Source organism: Bordetella genomosp. 13, from assembly GCF_002119665.1.
Taxonomy (GTDB): domain Bacteria; phylum Pseudomonadota; class Gammaproteobacteria; order Burkholderiales; family Burkholderiaceae_B; genus Bordetella.
Map to the genome: position 1 here is coordinate 4991701 of NZ_CP021111.1, position 18612 is coordinate 5010312.

Consider the following 18612-nt stretch of genomic DNA (forward strand, 5'->3'; position numbering starts at 1 on the left):
TCGAACCCGGCCCGCCCATCCCGAGACTGGAACAACCATGCCGCTTCCCACCCGAGCCAAAATCGTCGAAGTCGCCCCGCGCGACGGCCTGCAGAACGAGAAGAACTTCGTCCCCACCGCGATCAAGATCGAGCTGATCGACCGCCTGTCGGCGGCCGGATTCGCGAATGTGGAGGCCGCCTCGTTCGTGTCGCCGAAGTGGGTGCCGCAGATGGCAGACGGCGCGAAGGTGATGGCCGGCATCACACGCCGGCCCGGCACCATCTATTCGGTGCTGACGCCCAACATGAAGGGCCTGGAAGGAGCGCTGGCGGCCAAGGCCGACGAAGTGGTCATCTTCGGCGCGGCCAGCGAAGCGTTCTCGCAGAAGAACATCAACTGCTCCATCGCCGAGTCCATCGCCCGCTTCGAGCCCGTGGCGCAGGCTGCCAAGGCGGCCGGCGTGCGCCTGCGAGGCAGCATCAGTTGCGCCCTGGGATGTCCCTACCAGGGCGAGGTGCCCATCGAGGCCGTGGTGGACGTGGCGCGCCGCTACCTGGCCTTGGGCTGTGACGAGATCGACGTGGCCGACACCATCGGCGTGGGCACGCCGCGCCGGGTCCGCCAGGTAATGGACGCGGTCACCGCAGTGGTCGATCCGGCCCGCATCTCGGGCCATTTCCACGACACCTACGGGCAATCGCTGGCCAACATCCTGGCCGCGCTCGAGGCCGGCATCAGCATTTTCCACTCGTCCGCCTCGGGCCTGGGCGGATGCCCGTATGCCAAGGGCGCCACCGGCAACGTGGCCACCGAAGACGTGCTGTACATGCTGCGCGGCCTGGACATCGACACGGGCGTGGACTTCGACGCGGTGGTCGACACAGGCCAATGGATTTCGGGCTTCCTGGACCGCAAGGGCGGCAGCCGCGCCGGCAACGCCACGGCGGCCAAGCGCGCGGCCTGAGGCACGCCGCGTCTTGCCCACGGCAATCGATATCCCATGAGCGACCCAACCTCTACTCCGACCATTCACGACCGCGAAGCGCTGCTGGCGGAGATCGGTCCGCTGCCGCTGTCCGGCCAGGCCTGGCCGGACTGGGTGCGCATCCTGGCGTGGATCGTCCTGGCCGTGCTGGGCATGCAGGCCATCAGCGCCGGCATCCGCATGCCGCAGGACCAGCCCAACCTGCTGATGGCGGGCGTGGCGATCGTGGCTTTCCTTGCGCTGGCGGTGCTGTCGTGGCACATGCAGATGTCCGTCACCACCATCGACGAAACCGGCCTGCGACAGACCTGGATCAGGCAGCGCCAGGTGGCCTGGGAGGACATCCGTCTTGCCAGGTTCGTGCCGTTGCTGTTCACGCAACGGCTGGTGGTGATTCCGTGGCGCGGCCGCCCGGTGGTGTTCCAGGGCGGCACTCGCGAGCTGCAGGTGGCCTTCGCGAAAATATCGATGCTGTACCGCAACCGGCCGAATGACGACCCCGTGCAAGAGCCGAACCGGGCTCCGCGGGGCTAGGGCCTGTCAACAGGCCCTGGCGGATCAGCGTATCGGCAGCGCGTACATCAGGCCGCCGTCCTGCCACTGGCGATTGAGCCCGCGCTGGATCTTCAGCGGGCTGCCCTGCCCCACGTTGCGCTCGAAGCTCTCGCCGTAGTTGCCCACCTGCTTGACGATGTTGTAGGCCCACTTGTCGTCCAGCCCCATGTTCTTGCCGGCGCCGGGCGTCACGCCGAGAATGCGCTGCACGTTGGGATTCTGGCTTTTCAGCTGCTGGTCGACGTTGGCGCTGGTGATGCCGTACTCCTCGGCTTCGATCATCGCCGACAGCGACCAGCGCACCACGTTCAGCCATGCATCGTCGCCCTGGCGCACGAAGGGGCCCAGCGGCTCTTTCGAGATGATTTCGGGCAGCACCACATAATCGTCCGGCTTCTGCAGCTTCGAGATGCGGATCGAGGCCAGGCCCGATGCATCGGTGCTGAAGACATCGCAGCGGCCCGAGGCGAAGGCATTGACCACGGCGTCGAAGGTCTCGATGACCACGGGCTTGTACTTGACCTGGTTGGCGCGCGCCCAGTCGGCCAGCGTATTTTCGTTGGACGTGCCGGTCTGCAGGCAGATCGAGGCGCCGTCCAGCTGCCTGGCGCTGGTGACGCCCAGCGACTTGGGCACCAGGAAGCCCTGGCCGTCATAAAAGTTGATGCCCGCGTGGATGATGCCCAGCGCGGTATCGCGCTGCTGCGTCACGGTGGTGTTGCGGGTCAGGACGTCTATCTCGCCGGATTGCAGCGCGGTGAAGCGCTGTTGCGAATTCAGCGGCACGACCTTGATTCTGGAGGCGTCGCCGAACACCGCCGCGGCCACCGCTCGGCACAGGTCCACGTCCAGGCCGCGCCATTCGCCCTTGGCGTCCGGCGCCGAGAAGCCGGCGAAGCCGGTGGTCGTACCGCACGCGACCACGCCGCGCTGCTTCACCACATCTATCGTCGCTGCCTGCGCGCCCTGCAACGCGCCCGCCAACAAGGCGCCGGCCGCCAAATACCGCATCGCTTTCCTGGTCTTCATTTCGCTTCTCCTGCACGGCGGGGTGGATCCCCCGCGATAGTGCACAAGCTTAGCGACAGGGCGGCGCGGCGCCAAATGACCGCGGCGCCGCGGCTTATGCCGTTTTGCGCGGTTGGGTTATTCCGGCAGGGTGACCGACACCGGCTCGCCGGCCTCGCAGGCGCGCAGGGCCAGGCCCAGCCGCTGTATGCCCAGCGCGATCTGCTCTTCGTTCATGGTGGCGAACGACATGCGCATGGCATGCAGGTCCGCCCCCGCGACGTCGGCGTAGAAGGCCTTGCCCGGCACGTAGACCACTTCCTTCTCGATGGCATGGGGCAAGAGGCGCGTGGCGTCGATGTCGCCGGTCAGGCGCGCCCAGAAGAACATGCCGCCCTCGGGCTTGACGAACTCGATGTGCCCGGCCATGTCGCGCTCGAGCGCCTGGGCCATGGCGTCGCAGCGCTTGCCGTAGGCCTCGCGGATGCGCGGCACGTGCACGGCGTAGCGGTCGTTGGCCAGGTATTGCGCCACGATCTCCTGGATCCACGCGGGGCTGGCCATGTCGTCGGCGGCCTTGGCGCTGACGCAGCGGCGCCGCACCGCCGCCGGCGCGACCAGCCAGCCGATGCGCAGCGCCGGCGCCATCGTCTTGGACATGCTGGAGATGTACACCGCCCAGTTGCGGGCCTCGCCCTCGGCCAGCGCGGCGATGGGCGGCACCAGCTCGCCCGCGAAACGCAGTTCGCCATAGGGGTCGTCCTCGACGATGAGGAAGCGATGCTTCACCGCCAGTTCGAGCAGACGCACGCGTTGTTCGCGCGCCAGCGTGGCGCCGCAAGGGTTCGAGAACGACGCGACCACGCTGACAATCTTGGGTTTGACGCGCGCGGCCAGTTCGTCGAGCGCGTCCACGTCGATGCCGTGCGGGCCCGAGGGCACCGTGTGCACCGTGGCCCCGGTGTACGACATGGCGTTCACCGAATTGGGGAAGGCCGGGTTCTCGATGATGACGCAGTCGCCGGGCTGCAGCATCACGCGCGCCAGCAACGCCATGGCCTGCTGAGAGCCGCCCGTGACGGCCAGTTCGGTGTCCGGGTCGCACTGGATGCCGCGCTGCGCGGACAGGCGCGCCAGTTCGTGGCGCAGGCTGGCCTGTCCGTCGATGTTGGAATACTGCAGACAGGCGCCCAGGCGCGTCAGCACCTGGTTGGATGCCTCGCCCAGGCCCTCGAGGTCGAACAGTTCCTGCGCCGGATAGCCGCCGGCCAGCGAGATGGTGCCGGGCCGCATGGCGTAGGGCATCAGCGAGCGTATGGGCGGGATGTACTGGTGCTTGAAGGGATCGGCGAAAGCGTATTGCGGCGCTGCGGCGGACATGGTGGCGATGGAAGAAGAAGAGGAATGCGCGACCTGCGTGGAACACACGTGCGCCGGAGGAAACAGCAAACTTTCAGGTATATAGAAATTCCGAGCGATTCTATGCCTGCCGTCCTGGCAGGGTCAACGCGACGGTCGGCCGCGCGATGCCGCGATGGGATAATGCGGCGACGAGCCTGCGGGCGCCTTCATTTCCAGGTTTGCAGCATGAGCGATTCCTTTCCCACCACCATGGCGGACCGGCTGGCCGCGATACGCGCGCGCATGGCGGCGGCCTGCGACCGCGCCGGTCGCCCGCACGACAGCGTGGCGCTGTTGCCCGTCAGCAAGACCTTCGATGCAGGGGCGGTGCGCGAGGCCGCCGGGCTGGGGCTGCGCCGTTTCGGTGAAAACAAGACACAAGAGATCCGCCAGAAGGCCCCCGAACTGGCAGACCTGGGACTGCAGTGGGTGATGATCGGCCATCTGCAGACCAACAAGGCCAAAGAAGCGGCGCGCATAGCGGCCGAGGTGCAGTCGCTGGACCGGCTGGAGCTGGCCGAGGCGCTGCAGCGCCGCCTGGATCTGGAAGGCCGCGTGCTGGATGTGCTGGTGCAGGTCAAGACCTCGCCCGAGCCCAGCAAGTTCGGCCTGGCGCCCGAAGACCTTCCCGCGCTGCTGCGCGCGGTGGCGCGCGGCTGTCCGGCGCTGCGCGTGCAGGGCCTGATGACCATGGCGGTGAATTCCGACGACGCGGGCGCGGTGCGCGCATGCTTCGCGCGGCTGCGCACGCTGCGCGACCAGATGCGCGGCGAAGGAATCGACGGCGTCTCGCTGGAACGCCTGTCGATGGGCATGAGCGGCGACTTCGAACTGGCCATCGAGGAAGGCTCGACGGAGGTGCGCATCGGCAGCGCGCTGTTCGGCGCGCGCGACTACGGCGCATAGGGCCGGCTGCGCTGGGCCTGGCCCCGGGGCCAAGCCCAGCCCACGCCCGGACTAGTGCTTCATGCCGCCGTGGCCGCCATGACCGCCATGGCCGGCGCCCGCGGGATTGTGCGTCAACGGCTTCACGTCGAACTTCACCGCGACCTCGCCCGCCTTTTCGAAGACCAGCGTGGCCGGCACCTGCGAGCCTTCCGCGAAGGGCGCCTTCAGCTTCATGAACATGACGTGATATCCGCCGGGCGCGAACTTCACTTCGCCGCCTGCGGGCACTTCGACGCCGCCTTCCACGGCGCGCATGCGCGCCACGCCATTCTCGTTGTCGATGGTGTGCAGCTCGACGCGCTCGGCCACATCCGAACGCACCGACACCAGGCGATCCACCGCCCGGCCATCATTCTCGATCTCCAGATAGCCGGCGCCGTTGGGCTGGCCGGGCGCGGAGGCGCGCACCCACAGGTCGTCCACCTCGATCGCGCCGGCCTTGTAGCTGTCGGCCCACGCTGCGGCGGTGCACAGGCTCAGCGCCGCCGCCAGGGCGAGATTGCGGATCGTCATGATGAAGGGTCTCCTGTCTGCATGGGGCCCCGCGCGGGGGCAGGTTGGCGCAACCACACCAGGCTGCGGGGCCGACGGACTGCGTCGGCCAAGGCGTTCATGGCATGCGAGTTTACCTGCCCGCGGCATGGAACTCCGGACAGCAAACCGGTTACCCACCCGGCGTCGTTCAACGATTCCGTGCCGCCATGCAGACCACCGCCGTCCCGCCTGCCCGCTTTCTCTCGCTGCTGCGCGATTTCACCGATGCCACGGGCCTGCCAGCGCCCGAGCCCGACGCACAGGGCGAGTACACGCTGATGTTCGGACGCGGAGAGCCGGGCGACGAACGGCCGGTCAACCTGGCGGCCGACCCGCATGGCGACTGGCTGACCGTGTATGCGCCGCTGGCGGCGCCGGGCGAGAACCCGCATCCCGCCGCGCTGCGCCAAACCCTGGCGGAAGGCTATTTCGCCGTGGGAACGCGCATCGTTGCGTGCCTCGATCCGCACGGCCGCCAACTGGCGCTGAGCACAACTACCTTGTTGGCGAGCCTGGACGGCGCCGGACTGCTGTCGTTGCTGGAAGCCTTCCACGACCGGCTGCGGGCCTGGCCCGCCCTGCCGCCCCCGAATGCCGTTCCCGATGACCCGCCGCCCGCGATGGGCCACGAGGCCCTGCTGGACGGACTGTTGCGCCACTGGGGCGCGCAGCCGCCCGCGGCGCCGTCACCGGACGGCCATCACATCATCCTGCACGACGGGACGTTGCTGCATCTGCGTCCGCGGTGGCGCGAACAGCTGCTGGAGATCTACGGCCGTATCGGCGATGCCGAAACCCGGGACGCCCTGCCCGCCTTGCTGGTGGCCAACTGGTTCGGGCAGGCACGGCGCCATTCCCTGGTGCGCGAAGCCGCCACCGGCCAGGCGGTGCTGCTGTGCCTGGTGTCGCTGCATCATGCCGACCTTCCCGACCTGATTCCGCAGATCGAGCAATGCGCCCACGAGGTGCGGCAATGGACCCGCACATGGTCCACGCGCGGGACCGCGCCCACCGTCTCCTTCTCCCCCGATATGCGTGCTTGACGCCACAGGAACCGCCATGCCGCTCGATCTGACTCAAGTGTTCACGCAAGCCCGCCAGGCCAATGCCGGGGACACGCTGCACTTCGCCGACCAGGCCCAGAACCAGGTGCAGGTGCGCACCGCCACGGACGCCACGATCACGAGCTACGACGCCCGCAAGGCGGATGAGCTCGCCAATCGGCAACTGAAGCAGGCTTTCATTGCGGCGCTGTCGCAGCACTACGACGCCTTCCACGTGCTCGAGATCGCCTCTCGCATCGACCTGCTCGACGACGCGACGCCCCTGTCCGCGGCCGCGGTGCGCGCCGCGGACGACAGCGCGATGCGACTGGACAACGCGCCGATCGCCAACGTGGCGGACGCCGTCACCAGCCTGCTGGATCCGCGGGGGACCTGGATGGCCGACGCGCTGGCCCGGCACAATCCCGGCAGTCTCGACTACGCCGAGACGGCGCTGCGCGAGCACGTGGACCGTGCCCTTGGCAACCTGCGCATCCAATGCCCGCGACCGTTGCTGGAGCGCGCGGTGGATCGCGCGGTGGCAGGCTTCTTTCAAGCACTGGCGCCGCAACAGCCGCCCCACCATACGTTTGCGCTGCTGGACCAGCCGGTTCCCTATGGCCTGCTGCACACCCGGCCGCGCGCGGAAGCGCGCAGCGACATACCCGAACCCCCAGGCTTCGCGCCGCTCGCCACGCATCTTGCCGCGCCCTCGAACGCTGCTGGACGGCCTGGCGACTACTTCAATGCCGTGCAGTTCAGCGACAATGTCGACTTCGGACAGCGCGACTGGCACCTCAACCGCGCGGTGCTCGGCGCCTTCGCAAGGCGGGACGGGATGCCGCCCCAGATGGTGGATGCGCTCCTGCAGCGCTCCATCGGATACCTGCACCGCTATGCCATCGGCGAGTCCATGCCGCAGGGGTGGCAGCACGCCGCCTGGCAATCCAATACCGGCACCTACTACCGCAACATCCAGGGCGCCTCGCTCTACGAGTGGTTCCGCAACGAGCTGATGTCGGACCACGAGATGGCCGCGCTGCCCATCTCCAGCCGTCAGGCGCTGCAGGCCATCGAACGCATGTGCGGCATGTCCACCGTGCAGCAGCACGACCTCGACTACGACGATGCGCAGGCCGGCCAGATTTTCGACCGCATCGTGCAGGCCTGCACCATCGATGCGGGCGGCTTCTTCCTGGACATCACGGCGCGCCTGGCCCGGATCCCGTCCGCGCACGAGCTGGACGGCGACGGACTGCGCGCCGCCGTGGCCGAGATCGTGGACCAGGCGCGCGACGAACTGGCCGCGCACATCGACAGTCACATGAACGCCGTGGCCCGCCAGCGCAACCTCAGCAATGAGGACCGCGACGAACTGGCCAGGAAACTGCTGGAAACCGCGCTGGCGCGCGTCATGATCGGCGGCACGGCCAACATGAACGGCCAGCCGGTGCTGCTGGTGGCGCGCGGCAATGGCCAGCAGGCACGCGGGCTGATCGAGGACCTTCCCAACAGCCTGCTCAGCCACAGCGGATTCACGGCCGGTCCGATGCAGATCGCCGAGAACTGGAGCCGCCTGTCGTCGGTCGGCACGATCAGCCAGGTACTGAGCTACGGCCAGATAGTGCCCGATGCCGTCCTCCTGCCGCAGGACGCGCGCGCGCTGCGGCAGTTCGCCAGCTTCGACGAACTGATGGGCAGCGAGCCGCTCACGGCCCTGCGCCGCATGGAGACCGCCTATGGCAAGACGCCCGAATCCGAACGCGGCACGCCGCGCACGGGCGTGCTGGCCGGCATCACGCTGGACCTGCTGCGAGGCATCCCCGACGAAGTCGGCCTGCGCGAATTGGACGAAGCGGCGCAGGATCCCGTGACCGGCCCTGTGTTCCAGTACCTGTACAACCGCGTGCTGCATCACGTGGAAAACGCGGTGGCGGCACAAGACGATGCGGCGGCGTTCCTGAATCACATCCAGCTGGCGCACGAGGAAATCGCCACGCTGGTGGCGATACTGCAACCGCACGACCCCGATTCGCTGAACCTGCACCTGCCGCCCACCACCGCGGGCCTGCAACCGGCTTACGGACTGGCCAATGGCGGCATGAACGCGTTCAACAGCATCCTGAGCGGCGTGGAGAGCCAGGTCGGTTCGCGCGCATTGAACACGGCCTCGCTCAGCGGCACTTACTACGAGGAGTCGCTGCACGTGCTGCAGGGCGCCTCGTCGTATCGCCACGCGTCGGTGGACGGCACGCGCGTCGACGCGGTCGTCGACTCGTTGCGCAGTCAGACCGGAGACCAGCCGCTGAACCTGTTCGTGGCCGAGTTCCATCACAACATCTCGCTGGAAAAGGACCGGTACCGCCAGGAAGACCTGGCGGCCATCATCCTGGCCATGCTGGACGCCGATCCCGCCATCGTCGACGAGCGCTTCACCGTCGCCATAGACACCACCATCGCGCTGAACGACGCGCCGGAAATCCGCGACCTGATCGAGCGGCTGTCGCCCGCCATCGACTCGGGGCGGCTGAACCTGGTGCTGTTCCGCAGCGCGCAGAAGTTCGACATGGCCGGCATGGACAACTACAACGCCGGCTTCATCGCCAGCTACAACGACCCGCAGGCCTACCAGAACTACCGGGAAGGCGCGGAGCTCGACCCGCCCACCGCCACGGCCAATTTCCAGGGCATCCTGCACCTGCAGAAGCACGCGCAGCAGGGGCTGGACACGTATCGCGGCGCCATCATGGACGCGCACCGCCGCATGCTGGACCCACAGGCGACGGAGGGCCTGCCGTCGGACATGGTCACCGCCGAGACGCGGGGCGACGAAATGCTGCTGGTCGCGCCCAATGACGACGACAGCGTCGTCTTCCTGGACCTGCGCTCGCCCTATGCGATGAGCGACCCCAACCGGACGCCGTACAACACGCCGCTGTACGCTGGGCTTTATGACCGCATCACACGAATGATGCAGGCTCAGGACATCGCCAGCGCCAACCGGCCCAGCTTCGGCTTCCCCCACGCCAACATGACGCTGGTGGCCACTGGCAAGTTGCGGCTGACCCTGGGCCTGGAAGACAGCCAAGAGCTGGGCAGGATCCGCGACGCGCTCGTGGCCACGCGCGACGCCGGCCAACTGGCCAGGGGCATCCTGCACGCGGCGGGCGTGGACGATCCGCACCACGCGTTGATGCGCCTGCTTGGCTCGGCCTCGGCCGACATGCTGTTCCACATGGCCACCTTGATTCCGTCCGAGCATTTCGAGGCATTGAGCTGGGAAGCAGACCCGCAGGGCGGGCTGCAGGCCCGCGTCGGCATCACCGATCCCGGCAGCAGCACGACCCCGCATCATCTGGACCCCGAGCAGGTTAGCGTCTACTGCAAGCTGGCAGTGGCCCTGCACGAAGCCGCCGGCGTCGGCCAGCCGGCGTTCGGCCAGGCGGCCCGTGCGCTGCTGGCGTTGCTGCAGGCGCGCACGCCGCAGAACTCGGCGGAATGGAACGAGGTCGAGGCGGTGGCGACGATAGTGCGATAGCGCGTCGATAGTGGCGAGATGCGGCGCCCCGCGGGCCGCCGGCGGTCAGGCCGCCTCGGCGTCGCGCAGCACGTCGGCCCCATAGCGCTTCAGTCCATTCAGGTCGCGCACGCGCACCGCGCCGTACTCCACGGTAAGCAGGCCGGCCTCTTCCAGCCTGCGCAGCGCCTGGTTCACGCGTTGACGCGACACCCGCGCCAGATAACCCACCTCTTCCTGCGTGATGGCGAGCCGCATGCCCATGCCCGGATACAGCAGGGGATTGAACAGCTCGGCCAGGCAGCGCGCCACGCGCGCATCGGGATCCAGCAGGCGGTCGTGCTCGGCCTTGCCGATGAATTGCGCGACGCGTTCGTTGAGCTGGTGCAGCAGATAGCGGTTGAACGGGATGCTGGTATCCAGCAGCCACTCGAAGGTGGCGGCGGGCAGGCGCGCCACCACCGAATCGCGCAGCGCCACCACGTCGTACTTGCGCACCTCGCGCTTGAGCAGCGAGCCCTCGCCGATCCAGCCGCCGGCCGGCACGCCGGTCAGCGACGCGACCTTGCCGTCCGAGTTGCCGACCGATACGCGCACCAGGCCCGACAGCACGCCGATCCATACCAGCGCCGGGTCGCCTTTGCGCTCGATGATGGCGCCCGCCTGCACCTGCTGCACCGATACGTCGCGCTCGACGCGCGCGCGCTGTTCGTCGTCCAGGACGCGAAACCAGGCGGCGGCCAATTGCAGGGAGTCGGCGATATGCATCGGGAATACCCTAGATTGTCGTCGAATGTCGCGATAACGACAGTCGCTTGCAGCCTAACCTTATACCTTAAGTCCTGCCGTAAATCTAAAAACGAACTGGGCCCGCGCCCCTGCACACGTCCGCCTCGCGGACCGGGGCGGCGCAAGCACCGGAGGAGACATCGTGGCACATACGACGCCTGTACCCGCGGGGGTGCCGGCGGCGGCGCAGACTTTTCCAGCGCTGCTGCTCGAGCATGCCCGCGTTCGCGGCGCGCGCCCCGCCATCCGCGAGAAAGATCTCGGGATCTGGCAGACGCTGAGCTGGAGCGACGTGGCGCACCACGCGCGGCTGGTGGCGCATGGCCTGGCGGAACTCGGCATCCGGCCCGGCATGCACGTGGCCGTCATCGGCGAGAACCGCCCGCGCCTGTACATCGCCATGATGGCGGCACAGGCGCTGGGCGCCATACCGGTGCCGCTGTACCAGGACGCCGTGGCGCAGGAAATGGTGTATGTGCTGCAGGACGCCGAGGTGCGCGTGGCGGTGGTCGAGGACCAGGAGCAACTGGACAAGATGCTCGAAGTGCGGGACCAGTGCCCCGCGCTGGCGCACGTGGTGTACGACGATCCCCGCGGGCTGCGCCACTACTCAGACTCCATGCTGTGCGCGTACGAGAAGCTGGAACAGCTGGGCGCCGCGCACGCCGAGCGCCATCCCGACTATTTCGACAAGGCCGTGGCCGCGGTGCAGCCGCACGACCCCGCAGCCATGTTCTACACCTCGGGGACGACGGGCAGACCTAAGGGCGTGGTGCTGACCCACCACGCGCTGATCGATCGCGCCCGCGCCGTCGCGGCGATGGAGAACCTGACCGACCGCGAGGACGTGCTGGCCTATCTGCCGCCCGCCTGGATCGGCCAGAACATGTTCTCGTACACGCAGCTGCTGGTGTCGGGCTTCACCGTGAATCATCCCGAGTCGCCGGAGACGGTGCCGATCGACATGCGCGACATCGGCCCCACGTACTACTTCGCGCCGCCGCGGGTGCTCGAGGCGCTGCTGACGCAGGTCACCATTCGCATGGAGGACGCGGGCTATCTGAAGCGCTCGCTGTTCCGTGCCGCCATGGGCCTGGCGCGCCGCGTCGGCACGCGCATTCTGGACGGACAGCCCGTAAGCGCCTGGGACAGGCTGCGCTATGCGCTGGGCAATCTCACCGTGTATGGCCCGCTGCGCAACGCGCTGGGCATGAGCCGCGTGCGCGTGGCCTACACGGCGGGCGAGGCCATCGGGCCGGACCTGTTCGTGTTCTACCGCTCCATCGGCATCAACCTGAAGCAGCTGTACGGCTCCACCGAGACCTCGGTGTTCGTGTGCGTGCAGCCCGATGGCCAGGTGCGCGACGACACGGTGGGCCCGCCGGTGGACGGGGTGGAGATCCGCGTGTCCGACAGCGGCGAGATCCTGGTGAAGAGTCCCGGTCTGTTCAAGGAGTACTACCGCAATCCGGATGCCACGCGTGAGGCGCGGGATGCCGACGGCTGGTTCCACACGGGCGACGCGGGCTATCTCGACACCGACGGCCAGCTCAAGATCATCGACCGCGCCAAGGACGTGGGCAAGCTGGCCGACGGCAGCCTGTTCGCGCCCAAGTACATCGAGAACAAGCTGAAGTTCTTCCCATACATCAAAGAGGCGGTGGCGTTCGGGGCCGGGCGCGATCAGGTGTGCGCCTTCGTCAACATCGACCTCGAGGCGGTGGGCAACTGGGCCGAACGCCGCGGCCTGCCCTATGCGGGCTACACCGACCTGGCGGGCAAGGAGGCGGTGTACGACCTGATCCGCGACTGCGTCGAGAAGGTGAATGCCGACCTGGCGGGCGATGCGCGGCTGGCGGCCTCGCAGGTCGCGCGCTTCTTGATCCTGCACAAGGAACTGGATCCTGACGACGACGAACTGACCCGCACGCGCAAGGTGCGCCGCGCCTTCATCGCGCAGAAGTACGGTGTGCTGATCGATGCGCTGTACGGCGGCCGCGACCGGCAGTTCATCGAGACCGAGGTGAAGTACGAGGACGGCCGGGTCGGCCGCATCTCGGCCGATCTGCGGATCTGTCCCGTCAAGACATATCCCGCCATCACCGCAAAGGCGGCATGACATGGTCAACAAGATGCATGAACAACGCATAGGCGAGGTGATGCTGGATATGCAGAACATCTCGCTGTCGTTCGGCGGCGTGAAGGCGCTGACCGACATCTCGTTCAACGTGCGCGAGCACGAGATACGCGCCATCATCGGTCCCAACGGCGCGGGAAAGAGCTCGATGCTGAACGTCATCAACGGGGTCTACACGCCGCAGCAGGGCGCCATCATGCTGCGCGGCGAGCACTTCTCGCGCATGAATCCGCGTCGCGCGGCCGAGATGGGCATCGCCCGCACGTTCCAGAACCTGGCGCTGTTCAAGGGCATGAGCGTGCTGGACAACATCATGACCGGCCGCAACCTGCGCATGAAGTGCGGCCTGCTGGCGCAGGCGCTGCGCTGGGGCCCCGCGGAGCGCGAAGAGATCGCGCACCGCGCCGTGGTCGAGAACATCATCGACTTCCTCGAGATCCAGGCCTATCGCAAGGTGCCGGTGGGCCGGCTGCCCTACGGTTTGCAGAAGCGCGTGGACCTGGGGCGCGCCTTGGCCATGGAGCCCCGCCTGCTGCTGCTGGACGAGCCCATGGCGGGCATGAACATCGAGGAGAAGCAGGACATGAGCCGCTTCATCCTGGATGTGAACGACGAGTTCGGCACCACCATCGTGCTGATCGAGCACGACATGGGCGTGGTCATGGACATCTCCGACCGGGTGGTGGTGCTGGACTACGGCAAGAAGATCGGCGACGGCACGCCCGACGAGGTGCGCGCCAATCCCGAGGTGATCCGCGCCTACCTGGGCGTGGGCGGCGAAGCGGTACTGGCGCACTAGGAGACGGACATGGGATTTTTTCTGGAGACCCTGTTCGGCGGCCTGATGAGCGGCATGCTGTACGCGCTGATCGGCCTGGGCTTCGTGCTGATCTTCAAGGCGTCGGGGGTGTTCAACTTCGCGCAGGGCGCGATGGTGCTGGTGGCGGCCCTGTCCATGGCCCGCTTCTCGGAATGGATCCCTCGCTGGCTCGGCTTCGAGCACATGCTGCTGGCCAACGTGCTGGCCTTCATCGTCAGCGCGCTGCTGATGTTCCTGCTGGCGGTGGCCGTCGAGCGCTACGTGCTGCGCCACCTGGTGAACCAGGAAGCCACCACGCTGCTGATGGCCACGCTGGGCATCAGCTACTTCCTGGACGGGCTGGGCCAGATCGCCTTCGGCAGCTCGGTGTACTCCATCGACGTGGGCATGCCGAAAGATCCCGCGATCATCCTGGACAGCGTGTTCGAAGGCGGCCTGCTGATCAACCTGGAAGACCTGACCGCGGCGCTGGTGGCGGCGCTGCTGGTGGCCGCGCTGGCGCTGTTCTTCCAGTTCACCTCGACGGGGCGGGCGCTGCGCGCGGTGGCCGACGACCACCAGGCCGCGCAGTCCATCGGCATTCCGCTCAACCGCATCTGGGTGATCGTGTGGAGTGTGGCGGGGCTGGTGGCGCTGGTGGCCGGCATCGTGTGGGGCTCGAAATTCGGCGTGCAGTTCACGCTGTCCACGGCGGCGCTGCGGGCGCTGCCGGTGGTGATCCTGGGCGGACTGACCTCGGTGCCGGGCGCCATCCTGGGCGGCCTGATCATCGGCGTGGGAGAGAAGCTGTCCGAGGTCTACCTGGGCTCGATGGTGGGCGGCGGCATCGAGATCTGGTTTGCGTACGTGCTGGCGCTGGTGTTCCTGCTGTTCCGCCCGCAGGGGCTGTTCGGCGAGAAGATCATCGACCGGATCTGAGGATAAAGACAACATGTTCTATCGCGAGAACGGACAGTTCAAGACCAGCTACCGCGCCGACCAGCAGATCTTCCCGATCCGCCAGGACCGCATCTTCGTCGCGCTGCTGCTGGTGGTGGCCTTCGTGGCTGTGCCGATGCTGGCCAGCGACTATCTGCTGCGCGCCATCCTGATCCCCTTCCTGATCCTGTCGCTGGCCGCGGTGGGCCTGAATATCCTGGTGGGGTACTGCGGGCAGATCTCGCTGGGTACGGGCGCCTTCATGGCCGTGGGCGCGTATGCGGCCTGGAACCTGGGGGTACGCCTGCCCGGGCTGCCGCTGGTGGCCCAGATTCTGCTGGGCGGCTGCTTCGCCACGCTGGTGGGCGTGGTGTTCGGCATCCCCAGCCTGCGCATCCGCGGCCTTTATCTGGCGGTGGCCACGCTGGCCGCGCAGTTCTTCGTGGATTGGGCGTTCCTGCGCATTCCGTTCTTCACCAATTACTCGTCGTCGGGCAGCGTGTCGGTGCCGGCGCTGTACGCCTTCGGCCTGCCGGTGCAGACCGCCATGCAGAAGTACCTGTTCGTGCTGGCCTTCGTCGCGGTGTTCGCGCTGCTCGCCAAAAACCTGGTGCGCGGCGCCATCGGCCGGCAATGGATGGCGATCCGCGACATGGACGTGGCCGCGGCGGTGATCGGCATCCGGCCCATGTACGCCAAACTCTCGGCCTTCGCGGTCAGCTCGTTCATCGTGGGCGTGGCCGGCGCGCTGTGGGGCTACATCCACCTGGGCTCGTGGGAGCCCCTGGCCTTCGACCTGACGCGCTCGTTCCAACTGCTGTTCATGGTCATCATCGGCGGATTGGGATCCATCCTGGGCAGCTTCTTCGGCGCCGCGTTCATCGTGCTGGTGCCTGTGGTGCTGACCAACATCCCGCATATGTTCGGACTGCCATTGTCGGTGGATACGGCGGCGCATATCGAACATATGGTGTTCGGGGCATTGATCGTGCTGTTCCTGATCGCGGAGCCGCATGGGCTGGCGAGGCTCTGGAGCATCGGGAAAGAGAAATTACGGATATGGCCGTTTCCGCATTGAAACTTGCTTAATGGTGAGGGTTTTTTTTTTGGGTTCTTGCGGTTTTGGGTTGTTTGGGTTCTTGAGGAGTCAGCGGGCAAGCGGTGGCCGCGCCGGCCAAGTCGTCGGGCTCGGGCGCGCCATCAGGCGCCCTCGGCCGCTACGCGGCTCCCCCTCCTCCAATTGGCCGTCACGACCACCGCTTGCCCGCTGACTCAAGAATCCAACATCCGCGGCACCGTGTGACGAGACTGTCTTGGAGGGGGAGAGGGGCAGCGTGCTTGGGTGGGGTGTGGTCGCATGGGAGCAGCGCAGCTTCGAACCTGGTTGTCCGCTTATTGACGGCTCACAGAAGAATCAATGATGGAGGTCGTTGAATGGAGATGTTTTCAGCATCGCTGTCGCTGCAAGGCGGCGTGACGGCCAATTGGAGGAGGGGGAGTCCCCGCAGGGGACCGAGGGCGCCTGATGGCGCGCCCGAGCCCGACGACTTGGCCGGCGCGGCGCCTTGCAGCGACAGCGATGCGACTAAAGAACTCAATTAACCCGCAGTCCCATAGAGAAGCAGCAGAAACCAAAGAAACCCGGCCCAGACCGGATGACACACACCGATAACACCCGGAGACGAAGACTATGAAGCGCCTGAACCTGAAGTCCGCCGCGGCCGCGATGGCCGTCATGGGATCGCTGGCTGCCGCTGCGCCGGTTGCCGCGCAAGAGCAGTTCATCCCGCTGCTGGTGTATCGCACCGGCTCGTTCGCACCGCTGGGCATCCCGTGGGCGGATGGCAAGCTGGATTACCTGAAACTGGTCAACGCCCGAGATGGCGGCGTCAACGGGGTGAAGCTGACGTACGAAGAGTGCGAGACCGCCTATGCCACCGACCGTGGCGTGGAGTGCTACGAGCGCCTGAAGGGGCGTGGCACCGGCGCGGCCGGCTTCGACACGCAGTCCACCGGCATCACCTTCGCGGTCAGCGACAAGGCCATCGTCGACAAGATTCCGGTCGAGACCGTGGGCTACGGGCTGTCGCAGTCCACCGACGGGAGCGTGTTCGAATGGAACTTCCCGCTGCTGGGCACGTACTGGACGGCCGCCGACGTGATGCTGCAGGACATCGCGAAGAAGGAAGGCGGCATGGACAAGCTCAAGGGCAAGAAGATCGCCCTGGTCTACCATGACTCGCCGTACGGCAAGGAACCCATTCCGCTGCTGCAGAAGCGCGCCGCCGCGCATGGCTTCGAGCTGCTGCTGTATCCCGTGACGGCGCCGGGCGTCGAGCAGAAGTCGACCTGGCTGCAGGTCCGCCAGCAGCGGCCGGCGTACGTGCTGCTGTGGAGCGCGGGCATCATGACGCCCACCGCCATCCGCGAGGCGCAGGCCAGCGGCTATCCGCGCGACAAGATGTATGCCATCTGGTGGGCGGGTTCGGAAGGCGACGTCAAGGACCTGGGCCAGGTGGCCAAGGGCTACAACACCGTCACCATCCACAACAGCGCCGCGCCCAGCAGCAAGGTGCACGACGACCTGAAGAAGTTCGTGTACGACAAGGGCCAGGGCAGCGACAGCACCGCCAAGAATACGCTCGGCACCATAGCGCACACGCGCGGCATGATTATCTCGATGCTGCAGGTCGAGGCCATCCGCACCGCGCAGGAAAAGTACGGCAAGGGCAAGGCGCTGACGCCCGAGCAGGTGCGCTGGGGCTTCGAGAACCTGAACCTGACGCAGGAACGGCTGAACGAACTGGGCTTCGGCGACATCATGCGGCCGGTCAAGACCAGCTGCGCCGACCACACCGGCGGCGACTGGGCGCGCATCGCGCAATGGGACGGCGCCAAGTTCGAGGTGAAGTCCGACTGGTACCAGGCCGACAAGTCGGTGGTCGGCCCGCTGGTCAAGGAAATGGCCGCGAAGTACGCCAAGGAGAAGAACATCACGCCGCGCAACTGCGCCGGCTGATGCACGGTGCGCGCGGCGGACGGCATCAGCCGCCGCGCGCGCCGCCGCCGATGCCGCGCTTGCCGCCTACACAATCCGACAGGAATCGCGATGGACATCTCCGCTACTTCCCATCCCGCCCCCGCCGCCGTCCCCGCGCCCGACAAGGTGTTGCTGGACGTCAATGGAATCGAGGTCATCTACAACCACGTCATCCTGGTGCTGAAGGGGGTGTCGCTGCAGGTTCCCGAAGGGCGCATCGTGGCGCTGCTGGGAGCCAACGGCGCGGGCAAGACCACCACGCTGCGTGCGGTGTCGAATCTGCTGAAGGGCGAACGCGGCGACGTCACCAAGGGCTACATCCGCTATCGCGACGAACGCATCGAACGGCTGTCGCCTGCCGACCTGGTCAAGCGCGGCGTGGTGCAGGTGATGGAAGGCCGGCACTGCTTCGCGCACCTGACCGTGGAGGACAACCTGCTGACCGGCGCCTATACGCGCACGCAAAGCCGCGGTGAACTGGCGGCGTCGCTGGACAAGGTGTACCAGTACTTCCCGCGGCTGAAGCAGCGCCGCGGCAGCCAGGCCGGCTATACCTCGGGCGGCGAGCAACAGATGACCGCGATCGGCCGCGCGCTCATGGCCAATCCCAACATGATCCTGCTGGACGAGCCCTCGATGGGGCTTGCGCCGCAGATCGTGGAAGAGATCTTCGAGATCGTGCGCGACCTCAATCAGCGCGAGCGCGTCAGCTTCCTGCTGGCCGAGCAGAACACCAACATCGCGCTGCGCTATGCCGACTACGGCTACATCCTGGAGAACGGCCGCGTGATGATGGACGGCGCGGCGGACGACCTGGCGCGCAACGAAGACGTCAAGGAGTTCTACCTGGGCATTGCAAGCGGCGAGCGCAAGAGCTTCCGCGACCAGAAGTTCTACCGGCGCCGCAAGCGCTGGCTGGCCTGACCTGATTTCCG

General features: G+C 67.1%; 15 protein-coding genes. 11 read left to right on the top strand and 4 right to left on the bottom strand.

Annotated features, from left to right (window positions below):
- The first annotated feature begins 37 nt into the window (after positions 1 to 37).
- Together CAL15_RS22545 and CAL15_RS22550 are read left to right on the top strand one after the other, a co-directional pair.
- A complete protein-coding gene (locus CAL15_RS22545; RefSeq protein ID WP_086080541.1) occupies positions 38 to 946 on the top strand; it encodes a hydroxymethylglutaryl-CoA lyase in 909 nt (302 codons plus the stop codon).
- Between the two features lie 36 nt (positions 947 to 982).
- The gene (locus CAL15_RS22550) at positions 983 to 1501 is read left to right on the top strand and encodes a hypothetical protein (protein ID WP_086080542.1); all 519 of its coding nucleotides are present in this window, start codon (positions 983 to 985) and stop codon (positions 1499 to 1501) included.
- A gap of 24 nt (positions 1502 to 1525) precedes the next feature.
- Here the strand turns inward: CAL15_RS22550 and CAL15_RS22555 are convergent, their stop codons facing one another.
- Both CAL15_RS22555 and CAL15_RS22560 read right to left on the bottom strand, forming a co-directional pair.
- Complete coding sequence (locus tag CAL15_RS22555) at positions 1526 to 2533, bottom strand: amino acid ABC transporter substrate-binding protein (RefSeq protein ID WP_086081251.1); 1008 nt, start codon at positions 2531 to 2533, stop codon at positions 1526 to 1528.
- 135 nt (positions 2534 to 2668) lie between these two features.
- Positions 2669 to 3910, bottom strand: coding sequence for an aminotransferase-like domain-containing protein (locus CAL15_RS22560; protein WP_086081252.1), 1242 nt, complete (start codon positions 3908 to 3910; stop codon positions 2669 to 2671).
- A gap of 207 nt (positions 3911 to 4117) precedes the next feature.
- Between CAL15_RS22560 and CAL15_RS22565 the strand changes: the two genes are divergently transcribed.
- Positions 4118 to 4837, top strand: a complete 720-nt coding sequence (locus tag CAL15_RS22565; RefSeq protein WP_086080543.1) for a YggS family pyridoxal phosphate-dependent enzyme — start codon at positions 4118 to 4120, stop codon at positions 4835 to 4837.
- A 51-nt stretch (positions 4838 to 4888) separates the two neighbouring features.
- Here CAL15_RS22565 and CAL15_RS22570 read toward each other — a convergent pair whose 3' ends face one another.
- Positions 4889 to 5392, bottom strand: coding sequence for a copper chaperone PCu(A)C (locus tag CAL15_RS22570; protein ID WP_086080544.1), 504 nt, complete (start codon positions 5390 to 5392; stop codon positions 4889 to 4891).
- 188 nt (positions 5393 to 5580) lie between these two features.
- On the opposite strand from CAL15_RS22570, the gene CAL15_RS22575 reads away from it, so the two are divergent.
- Positions 5581 to 6456, top strand: a complete 876-nt coding sequence (locus CAL15_RS22575) for a type III secretion system chaperone (protein WP_157666717.1) — start codon at positions 5581 to 5583, stop codon at positions 6454 to 6456.
- Between the two features lie 16 nt (positions 6457 to 6472).
- A complete protein-coding gene (locus tag CAL15_RS22580; RefSeq protein ID WP_086080546.1) occupies positions 6473 to 9994 on the top strand; it encodes a hypothetical protein in 3522 nt (1173 codons plus the stop codon).
- A 45-nt stretch (positions 9995 to 10039) separates the two neighbouring features.
- On the opposite strand, the gene CAL15_RS22585 is transcribed toward CAL15_RS22580, so the two are convergent.
- Positions 10040 to 10741 carry a Crp/Fnr family transcriptional regulator gene (locus tag CAL15_RS22585; protein ID WP_086080547.1) on the bottom strand — a complete coding sequence of 234 codons (702 nt, stop codon included), beginning with the start codon at positions 10739 to 10741 and terminating at the stop codon, positions 10040 to 10042.
- 163 nt (positions 10742 to 10904) lie between these two features.
- Here CAL15_RS22585 and CAL15_RS22590 point away from each other — a divergent pair, with 163 nt between their 5' ends.
- The 6 genes from CAL15_RS22590 to CAL15_RS22615 all read left to right on the top strand — a co-directional run bounded on the left by CAL15_RS22590 (position 10905) and on the right by CAL15_RS22615 (position 18601).
- Positions 10905 to 12881, top strand: a complete 1977-nt coding sequence (locus CAL15_RS22590) for an AMP-dependent synthetase/ligase (RefSeq protein WP_086080548.1) — start codon at positions 10905 to 10907, stop codon at positions 12879 to 12881.
- Between the two features lies 1 nt (position 12882).
- Positions 12883 to 13698: an ABC transporter ATP-binding protein gene (locus tag CAL15_RS22595; RefSeq protein ID WP_420042523.1), complete on the top strand. Its 816-nt coding sequence runs from the start codon at positions 12883 to 12885 to the stop codon at positions 13696 to 13698.
- 9 nt (positions 13699 to 13707) lie between these two features.
- Positions 13708 to 14637 (top strand): branched-chain amino acid ABC transporter permease, encoded by a 930-nt coding sequence (locus tag CAL15_RS22600; RefSeq protein WP_086080549.1) that lies wholly within the window; start codon positions 13708 to 13710, stop codon positions 14635 to 14637.
- A 13-nt stretch (positions 14638 to 14650) separates the two neighbouring features.
- Positions 14651 to 15715: a branched-chain amino acid ABC transporter permease gene (locus CAL15_RS22605; protein ID WP_086080550.1), complete on the top strand. Its 1065-nt coding sequence runs from the start codon at positions 14651 to 14653 to the stop codon at positions 15713 to 15715.
- A 612-nt stretch (positions 15716 to 16327) separates the two neighbouring features.
- Entirely contained in the window at positions 16328 to 17656 is a 1329-nt protein-coding gene (locus CAL15_RS22610) for an ABC transporter substrate-binding protein (RefSeq protein ID WP_086080551.1), read from the top strand.
- A gap of 90 nt (positions 17657 to 17746) precedes the next feature.
- On the top strand, positions 17747 to 18601 hold the full coding sequence (locus tag CAL15_RS22615; RefSeq protein ID WP_086080552.1) for an ABC transporter ATP-binding protein: 855 nt from the start codon (positions 17747 to 17749) through the stop codon (positions 18599 to 18601).
- The last annotated feature ends 11 nt before the right edge of the window (positions 18602 to 18612 follow it).